At 71.8% G+C, this 17,415-nt stretch carries 16 protein-coding genes; 8 read left to right on the forward strand and 8 right to left on the reverse strand.

The features are described 5' to 3' along the window. Window positions 1-24: 24 nt before the first annotated feature. Window positions 25-3,201, reverse strand: coding sequence for a cytochrome P450 (locus OO69_RS03695; protein WP_033278924.1), 3,177 nt, complete (start codon window positions 3,199-3,201; stop codon window positions 25-27). A gap of 193 nt (window positions 3,202-3,394) precedes the next feature. Here OO69_RS03695 and OO69_RS03700 point away from each other — a divergent pair, with 193 nt between their 5' ends. Together OO69_RS03700 and OO69_RS03705 are read left to right on the forward strand one after the other, a co-directional pair. Beyond that, a complete protein-coding gene (locus OO69_RS03700; RefSeq protein WP_078652295.1) occupies window positions 3,395-3,826 on the forward strand; it encodes a DUF6234 family protein in 432 nt (143 codons plus the stop codon). Window positions 3,827-3,918: 92 nt separating this feature from the next. Next, window positions 3,919-4,530: a PAS domain S-box protein gene (locus OO69_RS03705; RefSeq protein ID WP_420707849.1), complete on the forward strand. Its 612-nt coding sequence runs from the start codon at window positions 3,919-3,921 to the stop codon at window positions 4,528-4,530. Here OO69_RS03705 and OO69_RS03710 read toward each other — a convergent pair. Then, the gene (locus OO69_RS03710; protein WP_033278927.1) at window positions 4,461-5,393 is read right to left on the reverse strand and encodes a DUF3626 domain-containing protein; all 933 of its coding nucleotides are present in this window, start codon (window positions 5,391-5,393) and stop codon (window positions 4,461-4,463) included. The genes OO69_RS03705 and OO69_RS03710 overlap by 70 nt on opposite strands. A gap of 87 nt (window positions 5,394-5,480) precedes the next feature. Between OO69_RS03710 and OO69_RS03715 the strand changes: the two genes are divergently transcribed. Then, window positions 5,481-5,975 carry an FBP domain-containing protein gene (locus OO69_RS03715; RefSeq protein WP_033278928.1) on the forward strand — a complete coding sequence of 165 codons (495 nt, stop codon included), beginning with the start codon at window positions 5,481-5,483 and terminating at the stop codon, window positions 5,973-5,975. 2 nt (window positions 5,976-5,977) lie between these two features. Here OO69_RS03715 and OO69_RS03720 read toward each other — a convergent pair whose 3' ends face one another. Beyond that, window positions 5,978-6,979, reverse strand: a complete 1,002-nt coding sequence (locus tag OO69_RS03720; RefSeq protein WP_033278929.1) for a quinone oxidoreductase family protein — start codon at window positions 6,977-6,979, stop codon at window positions 5,978-5,980. A 194-nt stretch (window positions 6,980-7,173) separates the two neighbouring features. Between OO69_RS03720 and OO69_RS03725 the strand changes: the two genes are divergently transcribed. After that, window positions 7,174-7,740, forward strand: a complete 567-nt coding sequence (locus tag OO69_RS03725) for a CGNR zinc finger domain-containing protein (protein WP_033278930.1) — start codon at window positions 7,174-7,176, stop codon at window positions 7,738-7,740. Here OO69_RS03725 and OO69_RS03730 read toward each other — a convergent pair. Both OO69_RS03730 and OO69_RS03735 read right to left on the reverse strand, forming a co-directional pair. Continuing rightward, window positions 7,704-9,044, reverse strand: a complete 1,341-nt coding sequence (locus OO69_RS03730; protein ID WP_033278931.1) for an erythromycin esterase family protein — start codon at window positions 9,042-9,044, stop codon at window positions 7,704-7,706. The two genes, OO69_RS03725 and OO69_RS03730, sit on opposite strands and share 37 nt — an antisense overlap. Window positions 9,045-9,114: 70 nt before the next feature. Next, entirely contained in the window at window positions 9,115-9,708 is a 594-nt protein-coding gene (locus tag OO69_RS03735; protein WP_033278932.1) for a TIGR03086 family metal-binding protein, read from the reverse strand. A 115-nt stretch (window positions 9,709-9,823) separates the two neighbouring features. Between OO69_RS03735 and OO69_RS03740 the strand changes: the two genes are divergently transcribed. The 3 genes from OO69_RS03740 (at window position 9,824) to OO69_RS03750 (ending at window position 13,547) form a co-directional block, all read left to right on the forward strand. After that, window positions 9,824-11,077: an FUSC family protein gene (locus tag OO69_RS03740; RefSeq protein ID WP_033278933.1), complete on the forward strand. Its 1,254-nt coding sequence runs from the start codon at window positions 9,824-9,826 to the stop codon at window positions 11,075-11,077. 59 nt (window positions 11,078-11,136) lie between these two features. After that, complete coding sequence (locus OO69_RS03745) at window positions 11,137-12,177, forward strand: hypothetical protein (RefSeq protein ID WP_033278934.1); 1,041 nt, start codon at window positions 11,137-11,139, stop codon at window positions 12,175-12,177. 149 nt (window positions 12,178-12,326) lie between these two features. Beyond that, on the forward strand, window positions 12,327-13,547 hold the full coding sequence (locus tag OO69_RS03750; protein WP_033278935.1) for a lactonase family protein: 1,221 nt from the start codon (window positions 12,327-12,329) through the stop codon (window positions 13,545-13,547). Here the strand turns inward: OO69_RS03750 and OO69_RS03755 are convergent. Both OO69_RS03755 and OO69_RS03760 read right to left on the reverse strand, forming a co-directional pair. Further along, entirely contained in the window at window positions 13,515-14,240 is a 726-nt protein-coding gene (locus OO69_RS03755) for a DUF2470 domain-containing protein (RefSeq protein ID WP_033278936.1), read from the reverse strand. The genes OO69_RS03750 and OO69_RS03755 overlap by 33 nt on opposite strands. Before the next feature lie 99 nt (window positions 14,241-14,339). Continuing rightward, a complete protein-coding gene (locus tag OO69_RS03760) occupies window positions 14,340-14,948 on the reverse strand; it encodes a TetR/AcrR family transcriptional regulator (protein ID WP_033278937.1) in 609 nt (202 codons plus the stop codon). 108 nt (window positions 14,949-15,056) lie between these two features. Between OO69_RS03760 and OO69_RS03765 the strand changes: the two genes are divergently transcribed. Next, on the forward strand, window positions 15,057-16,586 hold the full coding sequence (locus OO69_RS03765) for a cytochrome P450 (RefSeq protein ID WP_033278938.1): 1,530 nt from the start codon (window positions 15,057-15,059) through the stop codon (window positions 16,584-16,586). Here OO69_RS03765 and OO69_RS03770 read toward each other — a convergent pair. Beyond that, entirely contained in the window at window positions 16,548-17,378 is an 831-nt protein-coding gene (locus OO69_RS03770) for a pentapeptide repeat-containing protein (RefSeq protein WP_033279209.1), read from the reverse strand. The genes OO69_RS03765 and OO69_RS03770 overlap by 39 nt on opposite strands. Window positions 17,379-17,415 lie beyond the last annotated feature (37 nt).

Here is a 17,415-nt window from a genome sequence, read left to right on the forward strand (position 1 = left end):
CGTACGCCCACCTCTTCCTCTCGGTCAGCCGGCGGCGTACACGTCTTCGACGTAACGCCCTTCCGCCATCAGCGTATTGAGCCACTGCTCGGCGGCCTCGTCGTCGGCGCCGGGCGTGCGGTCCCGGTACAGGGTACGGAACGCCTCCCGCACGCCCGGTGCCATGCGCGAGCCGTCGCCGCAGACGAACACCCGGGCGCCCGCGTCCAGCAGGGCCCACACCTCATCGGCCTCGGCGGCGATGCGGTGCTGGACGAAGGACACTGCGCCCTCCGGGGCCGCGCTGAAGGCGGGGCGGAGCGAGACGGCTCCGGCGCTCTCGGCGGTGCGGAGTTCGTCGGCGTGGAGATAGTCGGCGTCCGGGGCGTCACAGCCGAAGTAGCAGAGGGCCGGGGCGAGTTGGGCTCCGGTGGTGAGGGCTGCCGTACGGTCGGCGATGGTGCCGCGGAAGGGGGCGAGGCCGGTGCCCGCCGCGATCATCACGACCGGGGTGGATTCGTCGATCCGGAAGGCCTCGCGGCACGGCTGGACGCGCGCGTAGACCGTGTCGCCCGGCGCGACCGTGTTGAGGTGACCGGAGCCCGTGCCCCGGTAGACGCCCTTGCCGGAACGGGACGGCGCCTCCAACAGGGAGACCATGAGGTCAGCGTGACCGGGGTCGACGGCGGGCGAGGACGAGATGGAGTAATGCCGCGGGCGCAGCGGGGTGAGGAGTTCGAGGAGCGTGGGCCAGTCCAGGGCGCCACGCAACGCCGGGTGGTCCTCGACGAGTTCGACGAAGGTGCGCGGGTCGTCGGTGAGAGCGGCCAGGGCGGTGCGCTCGGGCGGGCAGGGGTTGGCGGCGGCCAGCGCGACCAGTTGGTCGGCGGTCGGGCGCTCCTGCAACTCGACGTGGTGGGTGAGCAGTTGACGTACGGTCACGGGTCGGTCGACCGCGAGGCCGTCGCGGCGCGGGCGGGCCGGGCGGATGTCGAGCACGGTGTCGAGGTCGACGCCGAGGGCCGCGGCCGCGCGTTCGACGAGGGCCGGGGCGTTCGCGGGCAAGACGGTGAGATGGTCGGCGGTGCGGTAGGCGGTCCCGTCCGGCAGGGCGACGCGGACGAAGCGCTTGCGGCGCGGGAGGCCAGGGGCGGTGAGGTCGTGGGCTTCGGTGACGGTCATGGGGACGAGGCCGTGCCGTTCGGCGAGGGCGTCCAAGTGGCCGCCGGTGATGGTGCGGACCTCGTAGGCGGCGATCTGCTCCACGGGTTCGGCGTCCGTGGCGTCCGGATCGCCGTACGCCTCCAGGAGTGCCGTGCGCAGCCGGGCCGTGAACTCCCGTACGGCGCCGGTGAGATCGCCTGAGGCGTCGGCCGCGGCGCGGACGGTCAGGCGGGTGGCGCCGAGTTCGGCGAGGCGGGCGTCGACGCGGGTCGGCATGTGCTGGTAGGTGGCGGCCCAGTTGCGGTCGCCGACGCCGAGGACGGCGTAGGTCACACCGTCGAGGTCGTGGGTCTCCTCCAGCCAGGCGGCGAAGGCGAGAGCGTCGTCGGTGGGGCGGCCGTTGTAGGAGGCGGAGGTGATGACGACGGGCCGGTCGGTGGGCAGTCCGTCGGCGTACGCGTCCAGCGACGCGACCTCCACCGAGCATCCCAACATGGCTGCCTCGTCGGCCAGTTGGGCGGCGAACTCGCGGCAGGTGCCGTAGTTGCTGCCGTGCAGGAAGAGCGCCGAGGTGCCGGGGCGCACGCGTGCGGGCAGGGCGGACGTGTCGGTCGTAGAAGTCGCGGCGGCCTCGACGGCACCCGGCAGCGGAGTGTGCACGCGGTCGGCTGGGGTGCGCGGGGTGAGGGTGAGGGTGAAGCCGTCGGGCTTGAGGGTGAGGGTCTCCTTCACCGTGAGTTCGTAGTCCGCGTGGTCGTGCAGCCGGTAGCGGTGGACGAGCATCGCGAGCAGCATGGTCGCCTCGTGCAGCGCGAACTGCCGCCCGATACAGGCGCGTTCACCGGTGCCGAAGGGCTTGAAGGCGTGCACGGAACGCTCCGCCTCCGCCTCGGGCGTGAAGCGCGAGGGGTCGAACAGCTCGGGGTTGTCACCCCAGCCGGGCTGCCGGTGCAGCATCGGGGCGATCACGGTGACGGCCTGCCCGGCACGGAGCGGAATGCGCTCGCCGAGCACCGTGTCCTCCAGCGCGTGCCGGCTGAACGCGGCGGCCGTGGGCCACAACCGCAGTGCCTCGTTGAGGACTTGGCGGGTGTAGGTGAGCCGGCCGACCTCGTCGTACGTCGGTTCCGGGTCGGCCGTGTCGCCCCACAGCGCGTCCACCTCGCGCTGCACGAGCTGGAGCACGGCCGGGTGCTTGGCCAGGTAGTACAGCGCGAACGACATCGCGCCGGACGTCGTCTCGTGGCCCGCGATCAGGAAGGTGATCACCTGGTTGCGGATGTTGGCGGTGTCCAACGTCGTGCCGTCCAGCGGGTGTTCGGCGCTGAGCATGAGCTCGAGGAGGTCCTCGGCGTCACCCTGATCCGTGCCGGTGCGGGCGGCGATGACCTCGTCGACGACCTGGGCGAGGTAGTCGGCGTCGGCGCGGAACGCCGCGTCGGCCGCCGAGTGGTCCTCGCCCGGGACGCGGGCCAGCCGGGTCATGCTCCACTCCAGGCAGCGGACCATGGACTCGACGAAGGGGTGCGGCTCGTCGCGCTCGAACGACCCGAAGTCGTAGTCGAATCCGGCGAGTCCGATGGTGTCGAGGGTCATCCGGGTCATGTCGTCGGGCACGTCGACGGGTTGCCCGTCACGGGCGCCCCGGTCCCAGGCCTCGACGAGCCTGCGGGCCACCTTCAGCATCACGGGGTGGTAGGTCCGCATCGAGCCGAGCGCGAAGGCGGGCATCAGGATGTCGTGCGCCTTGGCCCAGTTGGGCTCGTCGTTGTACGCCGTGAAGAGTCCGTCGGCGGTGAAGGCCCGGACGTTCTCCAGGGCGGGCCCGACGTGCTTGGCGAACCGCCGCTCGTCGGCGAGTTCGGTCACCAGGCCGAGATCGCTGACGAACAGCGTGTCCCGACCGTGCAACCGCCGTACGAACACGGGTCCGTGACGGCGCATCAGCTCCATGATCTGCTGCATCGGGGTGCGGCCGGGGCCGGTCGCGGTGATGTCGACGACGGGCACGCCGGGGAGCGTGTCGACGGGCTGGGGGTGCGGCGCGGTGGGGGGCATGGCGCGACAACTGCCTTTCGCGGTACGGAAGTACTGCGTTCCAGCGTGCTCGCCCCGCCCCGGCGGCCCGCGCCACGGGACTACATGATCCTGTAGCGGGAATCACCGATGGCGGCTTGCGCCGAGAACTCCGTCCGGCTAATGAGTGGGCGTACTCATGCGCATCTTGCGACCGGCCCGGCAGGATGTGGTCATGACACACGTAGTTCCCGAACATCCGCCTCTGCGCCGCGGACGGCCATGGTCCAGCAGGACGTCCCGCGGCGCGGACATCGCCGTCGCCGTCTTCTTGTTCATCGGCGAGGCCGCCGTCTTCATGGGGATGACGTTCGCCTACGGCCTGGAGGGGTTGGCCGCACAGAGGTACCCGGCCGCGCAGGACGCGGCGAAGCTCGCGGACATCGCCTGGATGGAAGGCTTCCTCTGCGTCACGCTCGCCTTCGCCGCGCTCGCGCTGCTGTCCCGCACGCCCTGGACGATGGCGTCGCAACTCGTTGTCGCCGGCATCGTCGCCGTGCTGCTCGTGACCGCTCAGCACGACTACCACCGCACTCATCCCGCCCCCGCGCCCACGCCGCGCGCCGGCTACTCGCCCTGTTACAGCGGCAGCGGGACCTGCGACTGAACCGCATGATGATGTAGTGCGCGAGGACATGCCAGGAGGTACGCGTGGACTGGGACCGTCGGGAGGGCGTGGTGTGGCGCAACCGTGCCCTGATGCTCTTCGACCGGGTGGCGGTGCCGGTCGCGGTGTGTGACGTGTACGGCTCGGTGCAGGCGGCGAATCCGGCGATGGCGGCGGAGTGCGGTACGACGCCGGGGCGGCTGCGCGGCCGGGACGTGCTCGACCTGTTCCGGCCGCAGGAGTCGGGACAGGTGGACCGGATCGCGCAGGCGCTGCGGCTGCGACACCGGTCGCGCTACCAGGTGTCGGTACGGTGGCAGGCCCCGAACGGCACCGAGCGCTATGGGGAGTTGACGGCCGACCCGGTCAGCGACACGGTCGAGGAGACACCGGCACTGCTGGTCATGCTCCGCGTACAGGGCGAGGGCGGCCCCGGCGACGGCAAGCCCGACGAAGCCACCCCCGCGCACGTCACCCCGATCGAGGCCCGCATCCTGGCGCTGCTGGCAGGCGGCGCCACCACCGCCCGCGCGGCCCGCGAGACCGGCCTCACGACGGACGGCGTGACCTATCACCTACGGCGCCTGTCGGCCCGGTGGGACGCGGCGAACCGCACCGAACTGGTCGCCCGCGCCTATGCAGTTGGGGTACTGGCGCCAGGGGTCTGGCCGCCGGTGCCCGTCACGGATACCGACGAACGGTAAGCCGTACCCGCTCCCTCCGGCGCCCCGAAACGGGCAAGCGTGTGCCACACCATCTTCAGGTCCTGGAGTTCATAGCGACCGGTACGGGCCGCGTCGCCGATGACCCTCGGGTCGATGACACCGCGCTCGGCGACAAGGCCGCCGAGATCGGCGTACTCCTGCCCCCGGTAGTCCGCGTGCCGGTGCAACTCCCGCACGGTGAGCCGGTATCCGGGGTGCCATTCGACGGGACAGGGCAGGCGGCGGGCCGCGGTCTCGACCGGGGTGCCTCGGTAACTCCCGTCCAGGACAAGGGCCTCCACGTCCCGGGCGAGGACGACACCGCCGTGCACCTGTGTCTCGATGTAGTCGTTCAGGGCGTCCTGTTCGTCTTCGTCTGCCTCGGCGAGTGCGATCAGGTTCATGCCGGAGGCGACGCCGAAGTCGGTCGGTTCGGCCGCGCTGTCCGGATAGCAGAAGGTCGCGCGGGCGAGGGTCGTACCGCGCAGCCGGAAGTGCGAGGAGCCGAACCGCGGGGCGGCGCCGACGACTTGGCGCCGGAAGTCCAGCGCGCCGTACACCGGTCGCTCGGGTGCGGGCGCGTCGTCGTAGGCACCGGCGAAGATCCGGCTCTCCCAGCGCCAACGGTCGCCGCCGGGACGGGCGGTGAGGCCGCCGTTGCTGGTGCCGGTCACGAACTGCGAGTGGTACGTGCCGTCTTGGGCCAGCGCGTCGAGGATGGGGCGGCCGGTCGCCGTCGCCGTACGGTCGGGGTGGAAGTTGAGCGTGATGCGGAGGCGTGGGTCGACGGGCGGACCCGAGGAGCCCTCGGCCACATGCCGCAGTGCCCGTGCCTGCCGCGCACCGACGCCCCCGAAATCCATTGGCTCCTCCACCGCTCGCCTCACTACCCTGGACCGAAACCTAGACCCCCTAGGTTTCGGAACAAGTACCGCCCAGGAGACTCCCCCATGAGATCACTCACCGAGCAGGACATCCGCGACTCCTTCATCAACTGCTCGAAGGGCGAGGCGAAGCGGCTCGCGATCCCCCGCGATCTCGACACCCGCCCCTGGGCCGACCTGGACTTCCTGGGCTGGCGAGATCCCGGGGCACCGGACCGCAGCTACCTCGTCGCCGAGCGCGCCGACGGACTGATCGGCGTCACGCTCCGCTTCCCGTCCGCACGGCGCGGCTTCCTGCACCGGAGCATGTGTTCGCTGTGCGTGACGACCCACCCGGGGGGCGGCGTCTCCCTGATGACCGCGCGCAAGGCGGGCCCGGCGGGCCGCGAGGGCAACTCGGTCGGCCTGTACATGTGCACCGACCTCGCCTGTTCCCTCTACGTGCGCGGCAGGAAGATCCCCGAGTCGGGCATCCGCATCGAGGAGAGCCTGACCGTGGAGCAGCAGATCGACCGGACGGTGGGCCATCTGACCGCGTTCCTGGACAAGCTGTACGTCTGAGATCAGTCCCCCGGTACCGCGATCACGATCTTCCCCCGGTTGTCCCGCCGCTCCAGCCGCTCGTGGGCGGCCCGCGCCCCGGCCAGCGGTACGACGGTCTCGATCGGCACCCGGTACGTGCCCGCGGCCACCCGCTCGGCGAGTTCACGCAGGTCTGGGCGAGGGTCGTAGCCCCCGTGGATCTGGAGGTTGGTGAGCTGGAAGCCGAGGATCGAGGCGTTCTTCGGGTAGAAGTCGCGGGTGTCGACGGTGCTCGGCTCCAGGGCGACATTGGCGAGGGCGACGACCCGGCCGCCGTGCCCGATCTCGCGGAGGCTGCGCCCGAAGGCCGGACCTCCGACGGTGTCGAGGACGACGTCCGCACCCCGCCCGCCGGTGAGCCGTAGCACCTCGTCGACCTCGGCGTCGTCCTGGTGGGAGGACGTGTCGAGGGTGGCCTGGGCGCCGAACTCCCCTGCCCACGCGGCCTTTTCGGGTGATCCGGCGAGGGCGATGACCCGGGCGCCGGTCTCGGCCGCGATCTGTACGGCTGCGCTGCCGACCCCGCTCGCGGCGGCCTTCACGACCACCGTGTCCTCCTTGGTGACGCGGGCGAGGTGCCGCAGGCAGTACCAGGCCGACAGCCAGGCGACGGGTAGCGCGGCCGCGTGCGCGAGGTCGATCCCGTCTGGGAGGGCGGCGACCTGCGTTGCGGGTACGGCCGCCAACTCGGCATAGAAACCAGGCGAGTTGACGCCGTCGAGGGCCACGACCCGTTGCCCGACCGCGAATCCGGTGACGCCCTCCCCCAGCGCGGCGACCGTCCCGGCTCCCTCGACTCCCGGGATCAGCGGCGGCTTTCCGGCCCGGTGGTAGTTCCCGGACCTGATCAGGGCGTCCGCCCGGTTCACGCCCGCCGCGGCGACCCGCACCAGGACCTGCCCGGGGCCCGCGACGGGGTCGGGCACCTCGACCGGTACCAGCACCTCGGGCCCGCCGAACTCGTCGATCCGTACCGCACGCATACCGCACCTGCTCCCTGTCACGGCCACCGAATCCGGGCCGATCCGCCTGACACCAGTTGAACTGGTGTCACCATGCGACACCGCACGAACCGGTGTCAAGGCTTGTCGGATGCCGTCGGCCGCCGTCGACCCGTCGCCGACCCACCCCTCGCGTACACCGCATGAACCGGTGTACGCGAGGTAAGCTCGCTGCCATGACCAACCCGCCCGTCTTTCCGTTCATCGGCGGACGCCCGTGCCTGAACTTCGTGGCGACCCTCGGCAAACGGCACGGCACGCCCGTGGAGCGGCTTCCCGACCCGGCGGCCCTGGCCGGCTGGATCACGGAGGCGGAGCTGTCGGTGGGCGCCGAGCCGGTGCGGGTCACGCCCCGCGAGCTGGCGGACGCGCGCACTCTGCGCGAGGCGCTCTACCGGGTCGTACGGGACGCGATGGCCGGCCGGGAACCGGCGGCGGCCGATGTCGACCGGGTCAACGAGGCCGCCGCACGGCCGGATCTCGCGCCCCAACTGGGCGACCAGCGCTGGAAGTCGGCGCATCCGGCGCGCGCGGCGCTGGCGACGGTGGCCCGGGACGGCGTACTGCTGGTGGGCAGTTCACTGCTGGAGCGGGTCAAGGAGTGCGAGAACCCGGAGTGTTCACTACTGTTCCTCGACGACTCCCAGGCCCGCCGCCGCCGTTGGTGCTCGATGGACCGCTGCGGCAACCTCGCGAAGATCGCGGGTTATCGGTCGCGCAGCCGGGCCGCCGTGACCGAGTGAAGATGGATCAGGGCGTCGTAACTGCGGGCCAGCGCGATGTCGTGCGGGTCCTCCGGGTAGTCCGTGCCGATGCTCCGGGTCGGCCGCGCCGTCTCCAGCCAGGTCCGGGCCGCTGATCCCACCGTGCGCAGATCGACCAGGTAGTCGGTGAACCGCACCTGGTCCAGGGTCTGTTCGTTGCTGCCCGCTCCGGCAGGTCCCAGTGTCCAGCGGTGGATCGCGTCGTCCGGGCCGGTGGCGTTGAACGAGCCCCGGCCGAAGGTCAGGCCCACGCTGCGATACCCGGAGCCGAGCCGGTCGCGCAGGAACGCCCCTTGCATCTTGGGGTAGTTGGCCGGGTCGGACGGGACATAGCCGATGTGGGCGTCGTGCGCGGACAGCAACACCTTGGTGCCGGTGTGCCGTTGCCACCAGACGACGTTGGCGGCCATCGTCTCGTCCCGGTAGCGCATGGCCGCGGCGATCTGCGCGGGGTCGTCGAAGTCGAAGTCGTACTGCCGGGCCACCTGGTCGACGACGGCCGCGTTCCGCACGGCCCAGTCGTACGCCTCGCGGTCCTTCTCCGGTGACTGCCGCTTCAGCAACTCCAGTGCCTGGCCGGTGCGTTGGGCCATCTCCTTCCGTTCGGCGTACGGCTTGTCCAGGTACTGCTCGATGTATGTCCCGACCGGGACAGTGGGCCGCAGCCCTCGGTACAACTCGGCCAGGCGGGCGCTCAACTCGGGGTGAGTGGCGGCCACATGGGCGCAGACCGAGTCGTAGAGTTCGGGTCCGGCCCAGCCGATGTCGTCGCCCATGAAACGCACGGGGTCGCCGGGATGCCGGACGTTGTACGCGCGCATCCACTCGACGAGCTTCAGATAGTCGGTGTTGTTCCACCACAGGTAGTCGCGCTGGAACTCCTCGCGGAAGATGCGCCGCGGGTCCCCTTTGCCGTACAGGACATAGTCGTTGAGACGCAGGCCGGTGCTCCAGGCGCCCTCCAGGGCGAAGGTGCGGAAGCCCTTCTTCTCCACGAGGTGGCGGAAGACGCGGTCCTTGAGGGCGAAGAAGTCGTGGGAACTGTGGGTGGCCTCGCCGAGGCCGACGACGCGGGCGGCGCCGATCATCCCGTCGAGCGGGCGTAAGTCGTCGGTGGCGCCGCCCGGTTCGACGGTGCGGAGGGGGTGGGCGGCGCGGTCGAGAGCCACGACCACGTCCGAGGTAGCGGGAGTTGGTGCCGCCGTAGCGGACGGGACGCCGGCCGCCAGGGTGCCGAGGCTGATGAGCAGGGTCAGGATCAGTCCGGTTCGATGCCGTCTCATCGTCCGAGGGTTTCGTGGCCCCGAGGCCCGGGACCATCCGGCGGTCCTCCGTGGTGGGGTGGGGTTTCCCTCAGGAGGCGGCGGGTGTCCAGTGCGGGTCCCGGCCGAGGAAGGCGAGGAGCCTCTCGGCCCGGTCGTACTCGTCCCTCACCTCCAGCGCGGGCGCGAACACCCGGTAGGAATCCCGGAGTTGGTCGACGAGCCGGTCCGCGGCCGGCCAGATCCCCTCGGCGAGGTCCGTGTCCAGTGGCCGGTTCTGGCCGGTGGCCGCCGCGATGTCCCAGGCGTGCACGGCCGCGTCCATGGCGGCCGTCGCCGCGGCGATCGGGAGGGGCAGCGGGCCCAGCGGAGTCGACACCTGCTCGGCGTCGGCGGGCAGCTGGGCGTACGCGTCCGCCACCATGCGGAGCACCTTGTCGAGCTCGGCGGCCGGGTCACCGGCGAGGGTGTCCGCGGGGTGGAAGGGGTCGGAGTCGGGCCGGTCGCCGGTGAGGACGAGGCCGTAGGCCTGCTGGTCGATGCGCGCGTGGTTGAGGACCTGCCGTACCGTCCACTCGGTGCACGGCGTCGGCGCCGCCCAGGCCGCCTCGGGCACGGCGGCGACCACCTCGCGCAGATAGTCGTGCGAGCGGGTCAGTACCTCGATGCCCTGGATGTTCGTCATGAACGTTCCCCTCCCCGTTGCTCTGTCCGGTACCGACAATCTAGGACGGCTTGCGGACAGTTACTGTCCTCAAGAGAAACGTTCGGGGCATCTGGTGAGAGGGAATAGGCCAAGGATGCGAGATGTCCGGGAGTGGACGGCGCCGCTGGTGCGGTTCGTGGGGCGGCACCGGGACCCGGTGGTCGTCCAGACGCTGCGGTCGGCGACCGCGGCGACGGTCGCGTACGTCGTCGCGCTGCGGCTGAGCCCGGAGCCCGCGCCGCTGACCGCTCCCCTGACCGCGCTCCTCGTCGTCCAGGTCACGCTCTACGCCACCCTCACCAACGGCATCCGCCGTGTGAACGCCGTGGTCGCGGGCGTGCTCGTCGCCATCGCCTTCAGTCTGCTGGTCGGGCTGACCTGGTGGAGCCTGGCGCTGCTGATCGTGGCCGCGCTGGTGGTGGGGCGGCTGGTGAAGGTCGACGAGTACGTGCCCGAGGTGGCGATCAGCGCGATGCTGGTCCTCGGCGTGACCACGGTCGGGAACACGGCCTGGGCGCGGGTCGTGGAGACACTGATCGGCGCGGTCGTCGGGCTCGGCTGCAATCTGCTGCTCGCTCCCCCGGTGTGGGTCGACGAGGCCGGCGAGTCGATCGAGGGCCTGGCCCGTCGGCTACGGCGGCTGATGCGGCGCATGGGCGAGGAGGCGGCGGGCCGTACGCCCGTCGACCACGCCACCGCGCGGCTGCACGAGGCGCGCCGGCTCGACCACGACATCGTCGAGGTGGATGCGGCCCTGCGGCAGGCCGAGGACAGCCTGCGGCTCAATCCGCGCGTACGGGAGGGGCTGCTGCACCGGGTCGTGCTGCGCACCGGCCTGGACACCCTGGAGATCTGCACGGTCGTGCTCCGCGTCCTCGCCCGCACCTTCACCGACCTGGCGAAACAGCGCGACCCCGAGCCGCTGTTCGCACCGCCGACCGGGGCCGCCGTAGAACAGCTGCTGTCCGAGATCGGGGACGCCGTGGTCAGTTTCGCGGTGCTGGTGACCACCGATGTGACGGTGAGCGCCGAGTCCGCGGAGTCACGGCTCACCGCCGAGCTGCACACGGCCGCCGCGACCCGGGACAAGCTGGCCCAGCTGCTCCTGGAGGAGGTCCAGCGCGACGCGGCCCAGTGGCAGCTGCTGGGCGCGATGCTGACCGAGGTCAACCGCATGCTGGACGAGCTGGACACCGAGCACCGCTCGCGCCGGCTCCTTGAGGAACTCGACCGGTGCGCCGCCGAGCAGCGGGAACGCCTGCCGTGGCTGACCTGGCTGCGGGAGCGGGTCGGCGTGCCGGACCGGCTGCGCAGGAACCGGGGCGGGGGCGCCGATCGTTCTAGGTGACGAAGTCACCTGGGGGCGGGCCGACCGGTCTCCCGCAGTGGAACGAGGGGGGCGGGCGCATGACCGACAGCACCGTACGGATCGACGGGAACACCCTGCGGTTGCCCGGTGGGGTGGCGGTGCGGTTCATCCGCACGCTGCGGCTGCCGGAGACGGGCACGCATCCGTTGCCGCCGGGGCTCGGCGAGTTCCCGGTCCGGCGGGTCGCGGACTTCCCGGACACGGTGCCCGAGGAGTGGCGGGCGCGGGGCGGGGTGATGCTGCCGGTGTATCTGCGCGAGGCGATGTGGCTGAGCTTCGCGGGCACGCGGGAGCCGGCCGCGCTGCAGGTCGGGGTGGGCAAGGTGTGCGCGGTCTCGGGCGAGCCGTGGAGCGACCGGCTGTCCCGGAACCCGCAGAACTACGTGGTGCTGCCCCGCCAGCCCTGGCTCGACGGCATCAACTCCGGCAAGGGCACGGTCCGCCAGTTCGTCGCGGTCCCGCTCGGCCTCGGCGCGACCGTCGAGGGGCAGGTCACGGGCGAGGAGGTGTGGGGCGGCGTCCAGCTCCAGTCCTTCCCGCTCGGCGAGCGGGAGTTGGCCAAGTGGCGCGAGGCGGAGCGACGCCGCTCGCAGCAGTCACGCGCGCGTGCGACGGGCCTGCCGACCGGTGGCTACGGCATGCCCGCCATGCCGATGATGTCCGCGCCCGGCGCACCCCCGGCACCGAGCCCCCGGGCCACCGCCATGGGACTCGGCGTCGGCGGTTCGATGCACCAGGAGGTCTACGAGGACGACCGCCCGCTGAAGTCCTGGGCCGAGGAGCCCGCCGGGCGGGTCTTCGTGCACCTGGTGACGCCCCCGGAGTGGCGCCGCATCACCGGCGAGGCGCCTCCGCCGTCGCCGGTGGACCGGGCCGCGTACACCCGGGCGGGGCTCCCCTGGTTCGACTACTACGACCAGGACGCCGAGGATCTCGCCCCCACCGACACCCTGGGCGCGGTACAGCCGGTCGGCGACTGGCTGGGCGACGACCACGAGCCCTGGCAGGAGCCCACCCCCGGCCAGGTGCAGCCCCTCAAGGACGCGCAGGGCAAGCCGGTGGAGGACGGCGACTGGTAAGCCGCTCACCGGGCAGTCGACCGGGCAGGTCGCGCACCCGGCGCCCATTGCACAGAATGCAACGCGCGTTGCCGGTCTTGCGCTCAACAGGCCCCGCACGCCAAGGTTGCTGTGACGACCGGGGCGAGCGACGACCTGAGGGTGTGGGCATGACGAGTGATGCGGAGGCGTCACGCGAGGGCTGGAGCAGGCGCCGTTTCATCGGCGCCCTGGGCGGAGCGGCGGCGGTGGTCGCGGTACCCGCCCCGGCCTCGGCACCGGCGGATCCCGAATCCGCCCCGCCGACCGGCTCCACGACCGCACCGGCACCCGGCACACACCGCAAGGCCAAGGCATCCGGCCCCCGCCCCCTGTACATCGGCACGTACACCTCGGTCGACGGCGGTGGCAAAGGCATCGGCCTTGCCACCTACGACGCGTCGACCGGCCGGATCACCGGCGCGGGCACGCTCACCGGGGTAGCCGACCCGTCGTACCTGGCCCTGCACCCCGACGGCCGCACGCTGTACGCGGTCGACGAGCAGACGGCCGGCGCCGTGACCGCCGTACGCCTGGCCGACCGCAAGATCCTCGGCGCGCGGAGCACCGGCGGCGCGGGCCCCTGCCATCTGTCGGTGCATCCGAGCGGGCGTTGGCTGCTGAGCGCCAACTACACGTCCGGCAGTGTGGCCGTGCACCCGATCGACGACTCGGGCGCGCTCGGCGAGCGGACCGCGCTGGCCAAGCACTCCAGTCCGCAGCCGGGCCCCGGCCAGGACGGCCCGCACGCGCACCAGTTCGTGACCAGTCCCGACGGCGACCATGTCCTCGCCGTCGACCTGGGCACCGACACGGTCTACACCTACCGCCTGGACACCACGAAGGGCACGCTCGCCGAGGTCTCGCAGGCGCAAACCCACGCGGGCGCGGGTCCGCGCAGCCTGACCTTCCACCCCGGCGGCCGGTACGCCTACCTGGCCGACGAGGTCGACGACACCATCGCGGTCTGCGCCTACGACCCGGCCACGGGCGCCCTCTCGATCGGCGCCCCGCAGTCCAGCGGCAGCACGGGCAGCACCACCAACTACCCGGCGCAGATCCTGGTGACGCCGAACGGCGCCTTCGCCTATCTCGCCAACCGGGGCGACAACACCCTTGCCCGGTACGCCGTCGAGGCGGACGGCGCCCGGCTCAGGCTGCTCGGCACGGTGCCGGTGTCCGGTGACTTCCCGCGGCAGATCGCCCTCTCGCCGGACGGGACCCTGCTGTTCACCGCGAACCAGAAGTCCAGCACGGTCAGCGTGTTCCACGTGGACGACAGCACGGGTCAACTCGCCCTCGCGGGCGAGCCGTTCGCGTCACCGGTCGCCGTCTGTGCGCTGCCGCTGTAGGGGGCGCGGGCAGGACGCGGCGCTGGCCTGGGTGAGCAGCACGTGCATGCGCTCGGTGAGGTGGGAGACCGTGTCGGCGGGCGCGTGGAACGGCAGCCGTACGTCGCCGTGGGCGCGGGCGCGCTCGATGCGCAGGGTCAGCCCGTGCCGGTCGACGGCGAGAGGCTGGACGCGAACCGCCCCGTGCAGGCTGTCGGGTTCGACGAGCCGGGTGAGCCGCTCGACCGCGTCGGAGTGGCAGTCGGCGAGGTGGGTCAGCAGCTGGGCCTCGGCCAGGGCCAGCGGGTCGGGTTCGGCGGCGGCGAACTCGTCGAGGTCGATGACGACCGCGCCGGTCGGCGGGCGCAGCACCACGCGCGTTGGCCGGAAGGCGAGTTGACCCTCCTCGGGCACGAACCACCCGGCCAGCCACAGCCGGGACCGGATACGGTTGCGCACGGGGACGGGTGCGACGTCCGCGAACTCCAGGACGGCGGACGGCTCTCCGCGGGGCGCGCAGATGGCGGCCGCCAACAGGGAGCTGCCCTCGGGCACTTGCAGAAGTACCCGGCCGTCGTCGTCCACGCTGTGCGCTCCGACGAACTCCTCGCGACCGCCCTCCGCGGTCACCGCGCAGGACCATGCGGCGGCGAGCACCGAGCGGGCCCGCTCGGCCGCGGCAGGCACGGCCGTCCACGTCTGGCTGTCACCCATCCCTGAACCTCCTTAGGTAAGCCTTGCCTAACTTACCGAAGATCGGGGCGCACGCCAACCACGCCACGCAATAACTCCACCAAGTCACCCGGGACGAGTTCAGGGCGAGATGACGCCCAACAGCGCCCGCGCGCACAGATCGCGCACCTGTTCCCGGCTCAACTCGGGCCCCCGCAGCCACTCCAGACAGACGGCGGTGGTGAAGGCCAGCCATCCGCGCACCGCGAGCTTCGCGTCGGGCCGCTCCGCCACGGTCAGCCCGAACTCGGGATCCGCGGCGAGCGCGGCCAGGATCTGCCGCTCCTGCGCGGCCAACGCCCGCTGGTAGACCCGCCGTACGGTCTGATCGCCCGCCGCGTCGGCGCGGTGGAAGGCGCGGTAGCCGTGCGCGTGGGTGTGCACGTACTCCAGATACGTGTCGAGAGCGACGGCGAGCTGCTCACGGGCGGGCACGCCCGGGACCGCCGCCGTCATCCGCAGCATCCGTTCGCTCTCGCGCTCCACGACGGCCGCGAAGAAGTCCCGCTTGGTCGGGAAGTAGTGGTAGAGCAGCCCGCGGGAGACCCCGGCGATCTCGGCGACCTGCTCGATCCACACGTCGTCGTAGGGATCCTCCGAGAACAACCGCGCGCCCACCGTGAGGAGTTGCTCCCGGCGCTCCTCGGTGCTGAGCCGGCGGCGCGTGCGCTCACCCTGATTGGCGGCCATTCCCGCACTTTACTTGACGTCGGTTCAACAACGGGATCAGACTGAAACCCGTTATTGAACCCACGTACAACAGGCTCAACCTGCCGCAGGATCAAGGGAGATCGCGTCATGGCGGAGACGACGACGGCGACGCCGACCGCGCTGCCGAAGGGATTCCGGGACGCCGAGCAGGGCTGGCCCCACCTCGACCGCATCCCGCATCCCCCGCGCCGGGTCCCGCTGCTCGGCGACGTCCTCGGCGCCGACCGCCGCACTCCCCTCCAGGACTCCCTGCGCTTCGCCCGCCAACTGGGCCCGATCTTCCGGCGGAAGGCCTTCGGCAAGGAGTTCGTGTTCGTGTGGGGCGCGGACCTGGTCGCCGACATGGCGGACGAGTCACGGTTCGCCAAGCATGTCGGCCTGGGCGTCGCGAATTTGCGGCCGGTCGCCGGGGACGGCCTGTTCACGGCGTACAACCACGAGCCCAACTGGCAGTTGGCGCATGATGTGTTGGCCCCCGGCTTCAGCCGCGAGGCGATGGCGGGCTACCACCCGATGATGCTGTCCGTGGCCGAGCGCCTCACCGACCACTGGGACCGCGAACTGGCGGCCGGACGCGCGGTGGACGTCCCCGGCGACATGACCAAGCTGACCCTGGAGACGATCTCGCGCACCGGCTTCGGCCACGACTTCGGCTCCTTCGAACGCGACCGCCCGCACCCCTTCGTGACGTCGATGGTGGGCACGCTCAGCTACGCCCAGCGCCTCAACTCCGTACCGTCGCCTCTGGCCCCGCTCCTCCTGCGCACCGCAACTCGCCGCAACGAGGCGGACATCGCCTACCTCAACCGCACGGTCGACGACATGGTGCAGGCCCGCCGCGAGAGCGGGGGCGGCGACGGCGACCTGCTGGACCGCATGCTCGACACCACCCACCCCGACACCGGCGAACGCCTCTCCCCGGAGAACGTCCGCCGCCAGGTCATCACCTTCCTGGTCGCCGGCCACGAGACGACCTCGGGCTCCCTCTCCTTCGCCCTGCACTACCTCGCCCGCCACCCGGAGATCGCGGCCCGCGCCCGCGCCGAGGTGGACCAGGTCTGGGGCGACACACGGACCCCGGGCTACGAGCAGGTCGCCAAGCTGCGCTACGTCCGCCGGGTCCTCGACGAGTCGCTACGGCTCTGGCCGACGGCCCCCGCGTACGCCCGAGAAGCCACGCAGGACACCGAGTTGACCAGGGTCCACCCGATGCGCCGGGGCGCCTGGGCGCTGATCCTCACGCCGATGCTGCACCGCGACCCCGAGGTGTGGGGCGTGGACGCCGAGGAGTTCGACCCGGACCGCTTCGACGCCAAGGCCGTACGCTCCCGCGCCCCGCACACCTTCAAGCCGTTCGGGACGGGGGCGCGGGCGTGCATCGGCCGCCAATTCGCCCTGCACGAGGCGACGTTGGTCCTGGGCCTGCTGCTGCGCCGCTACGAGCTGCGCCCCGACCCCGCGTACCGCCTGCGCGTGACCGAGCGCCTGACGCTGATGCCGCAGGGCCTGCGCCTGCACCTCGACCGCCGCACCGCGCCGGCGGCCCCCGCACCGGTCGCGGTCCCCGAGGAGGTCCGCTCAGAGCCCCGCTGTCCAGTGCACGGGACGGACGACTGACTCCGGCAACTTCGTCCCAGCACTCCCCCGGGCCGCGTTGACCTGCGGCTGGGTGAGGAAGAACGCGCCGGTCAGATCAGCGTCCGTGAGATCGGCGTCCCGCAGATCGGCACCGATCAGATCCGCGCCGCGCAGGTCGGCCCCGGTGAGATCGGCGGCGATGAGGTAGGCACCGCGCAGATTGGCCCGGCTCAGATCGGCACCCCTGAGCCGGGCACCCATGAGGTCGGCGCCCCGCCGCTCCTTCTTCTTGCCGCGCACTCCGGCCCGCACCAACTCGCTGGTCCGCAGCAGGAGTTCGTTGACCTCCTGCCGGTGCGCGCCCACGTCGAGCGCGCCGAGCTCTTCGGGGGTGCCGCGCGTGAGTTCCTCGGTACGGGCGAGGGTCCGGCGCAGGTCGGGGTGGACCGGGCCGGCGGCGGGGAGGGTGAGCGCCTCGGTCAGGTACCAGAGCAGTTCATGGAGCTGCCGTACGACGGGAAACACATCGAACATCCGCCGGGCCTGCTCCCGGGGAGCCGTGCGCCAGTCCTGTCCGGCGAAGGTGACCTGGGAGACCTTTTGCCCGGCGCCGAAGCAGTCGTAGACCGTGCAGCCGGTGAAGCCACCGGTCCGGAGCTTCGCGTGGATTCCGCAGCGGTGGTCGCCCTGGAGGTTCGGGCACGGCGTCCCGGCGGCCTTGTCGAGCGCGAAGTCGGCCGAGACGGCGAAGGGCAGCGCCACACAGCACAGGCCGAAGCAGCGCGCGCAGTCGCCGCGGAGGTCGGATCGGTCCGCTATGTGATCTTCCATGACGTCCAGCCTACTGATCCGCGCCAGCACCCTGGAC

Source organism: Streptomyces sp. NRRL F-525 (assembly GCF_000716605.1).
GTDB lineage: Bacteria > Actinomycetota > Actinomycetes > Streptomycetales > Streptomycetaceae > Streptomyces.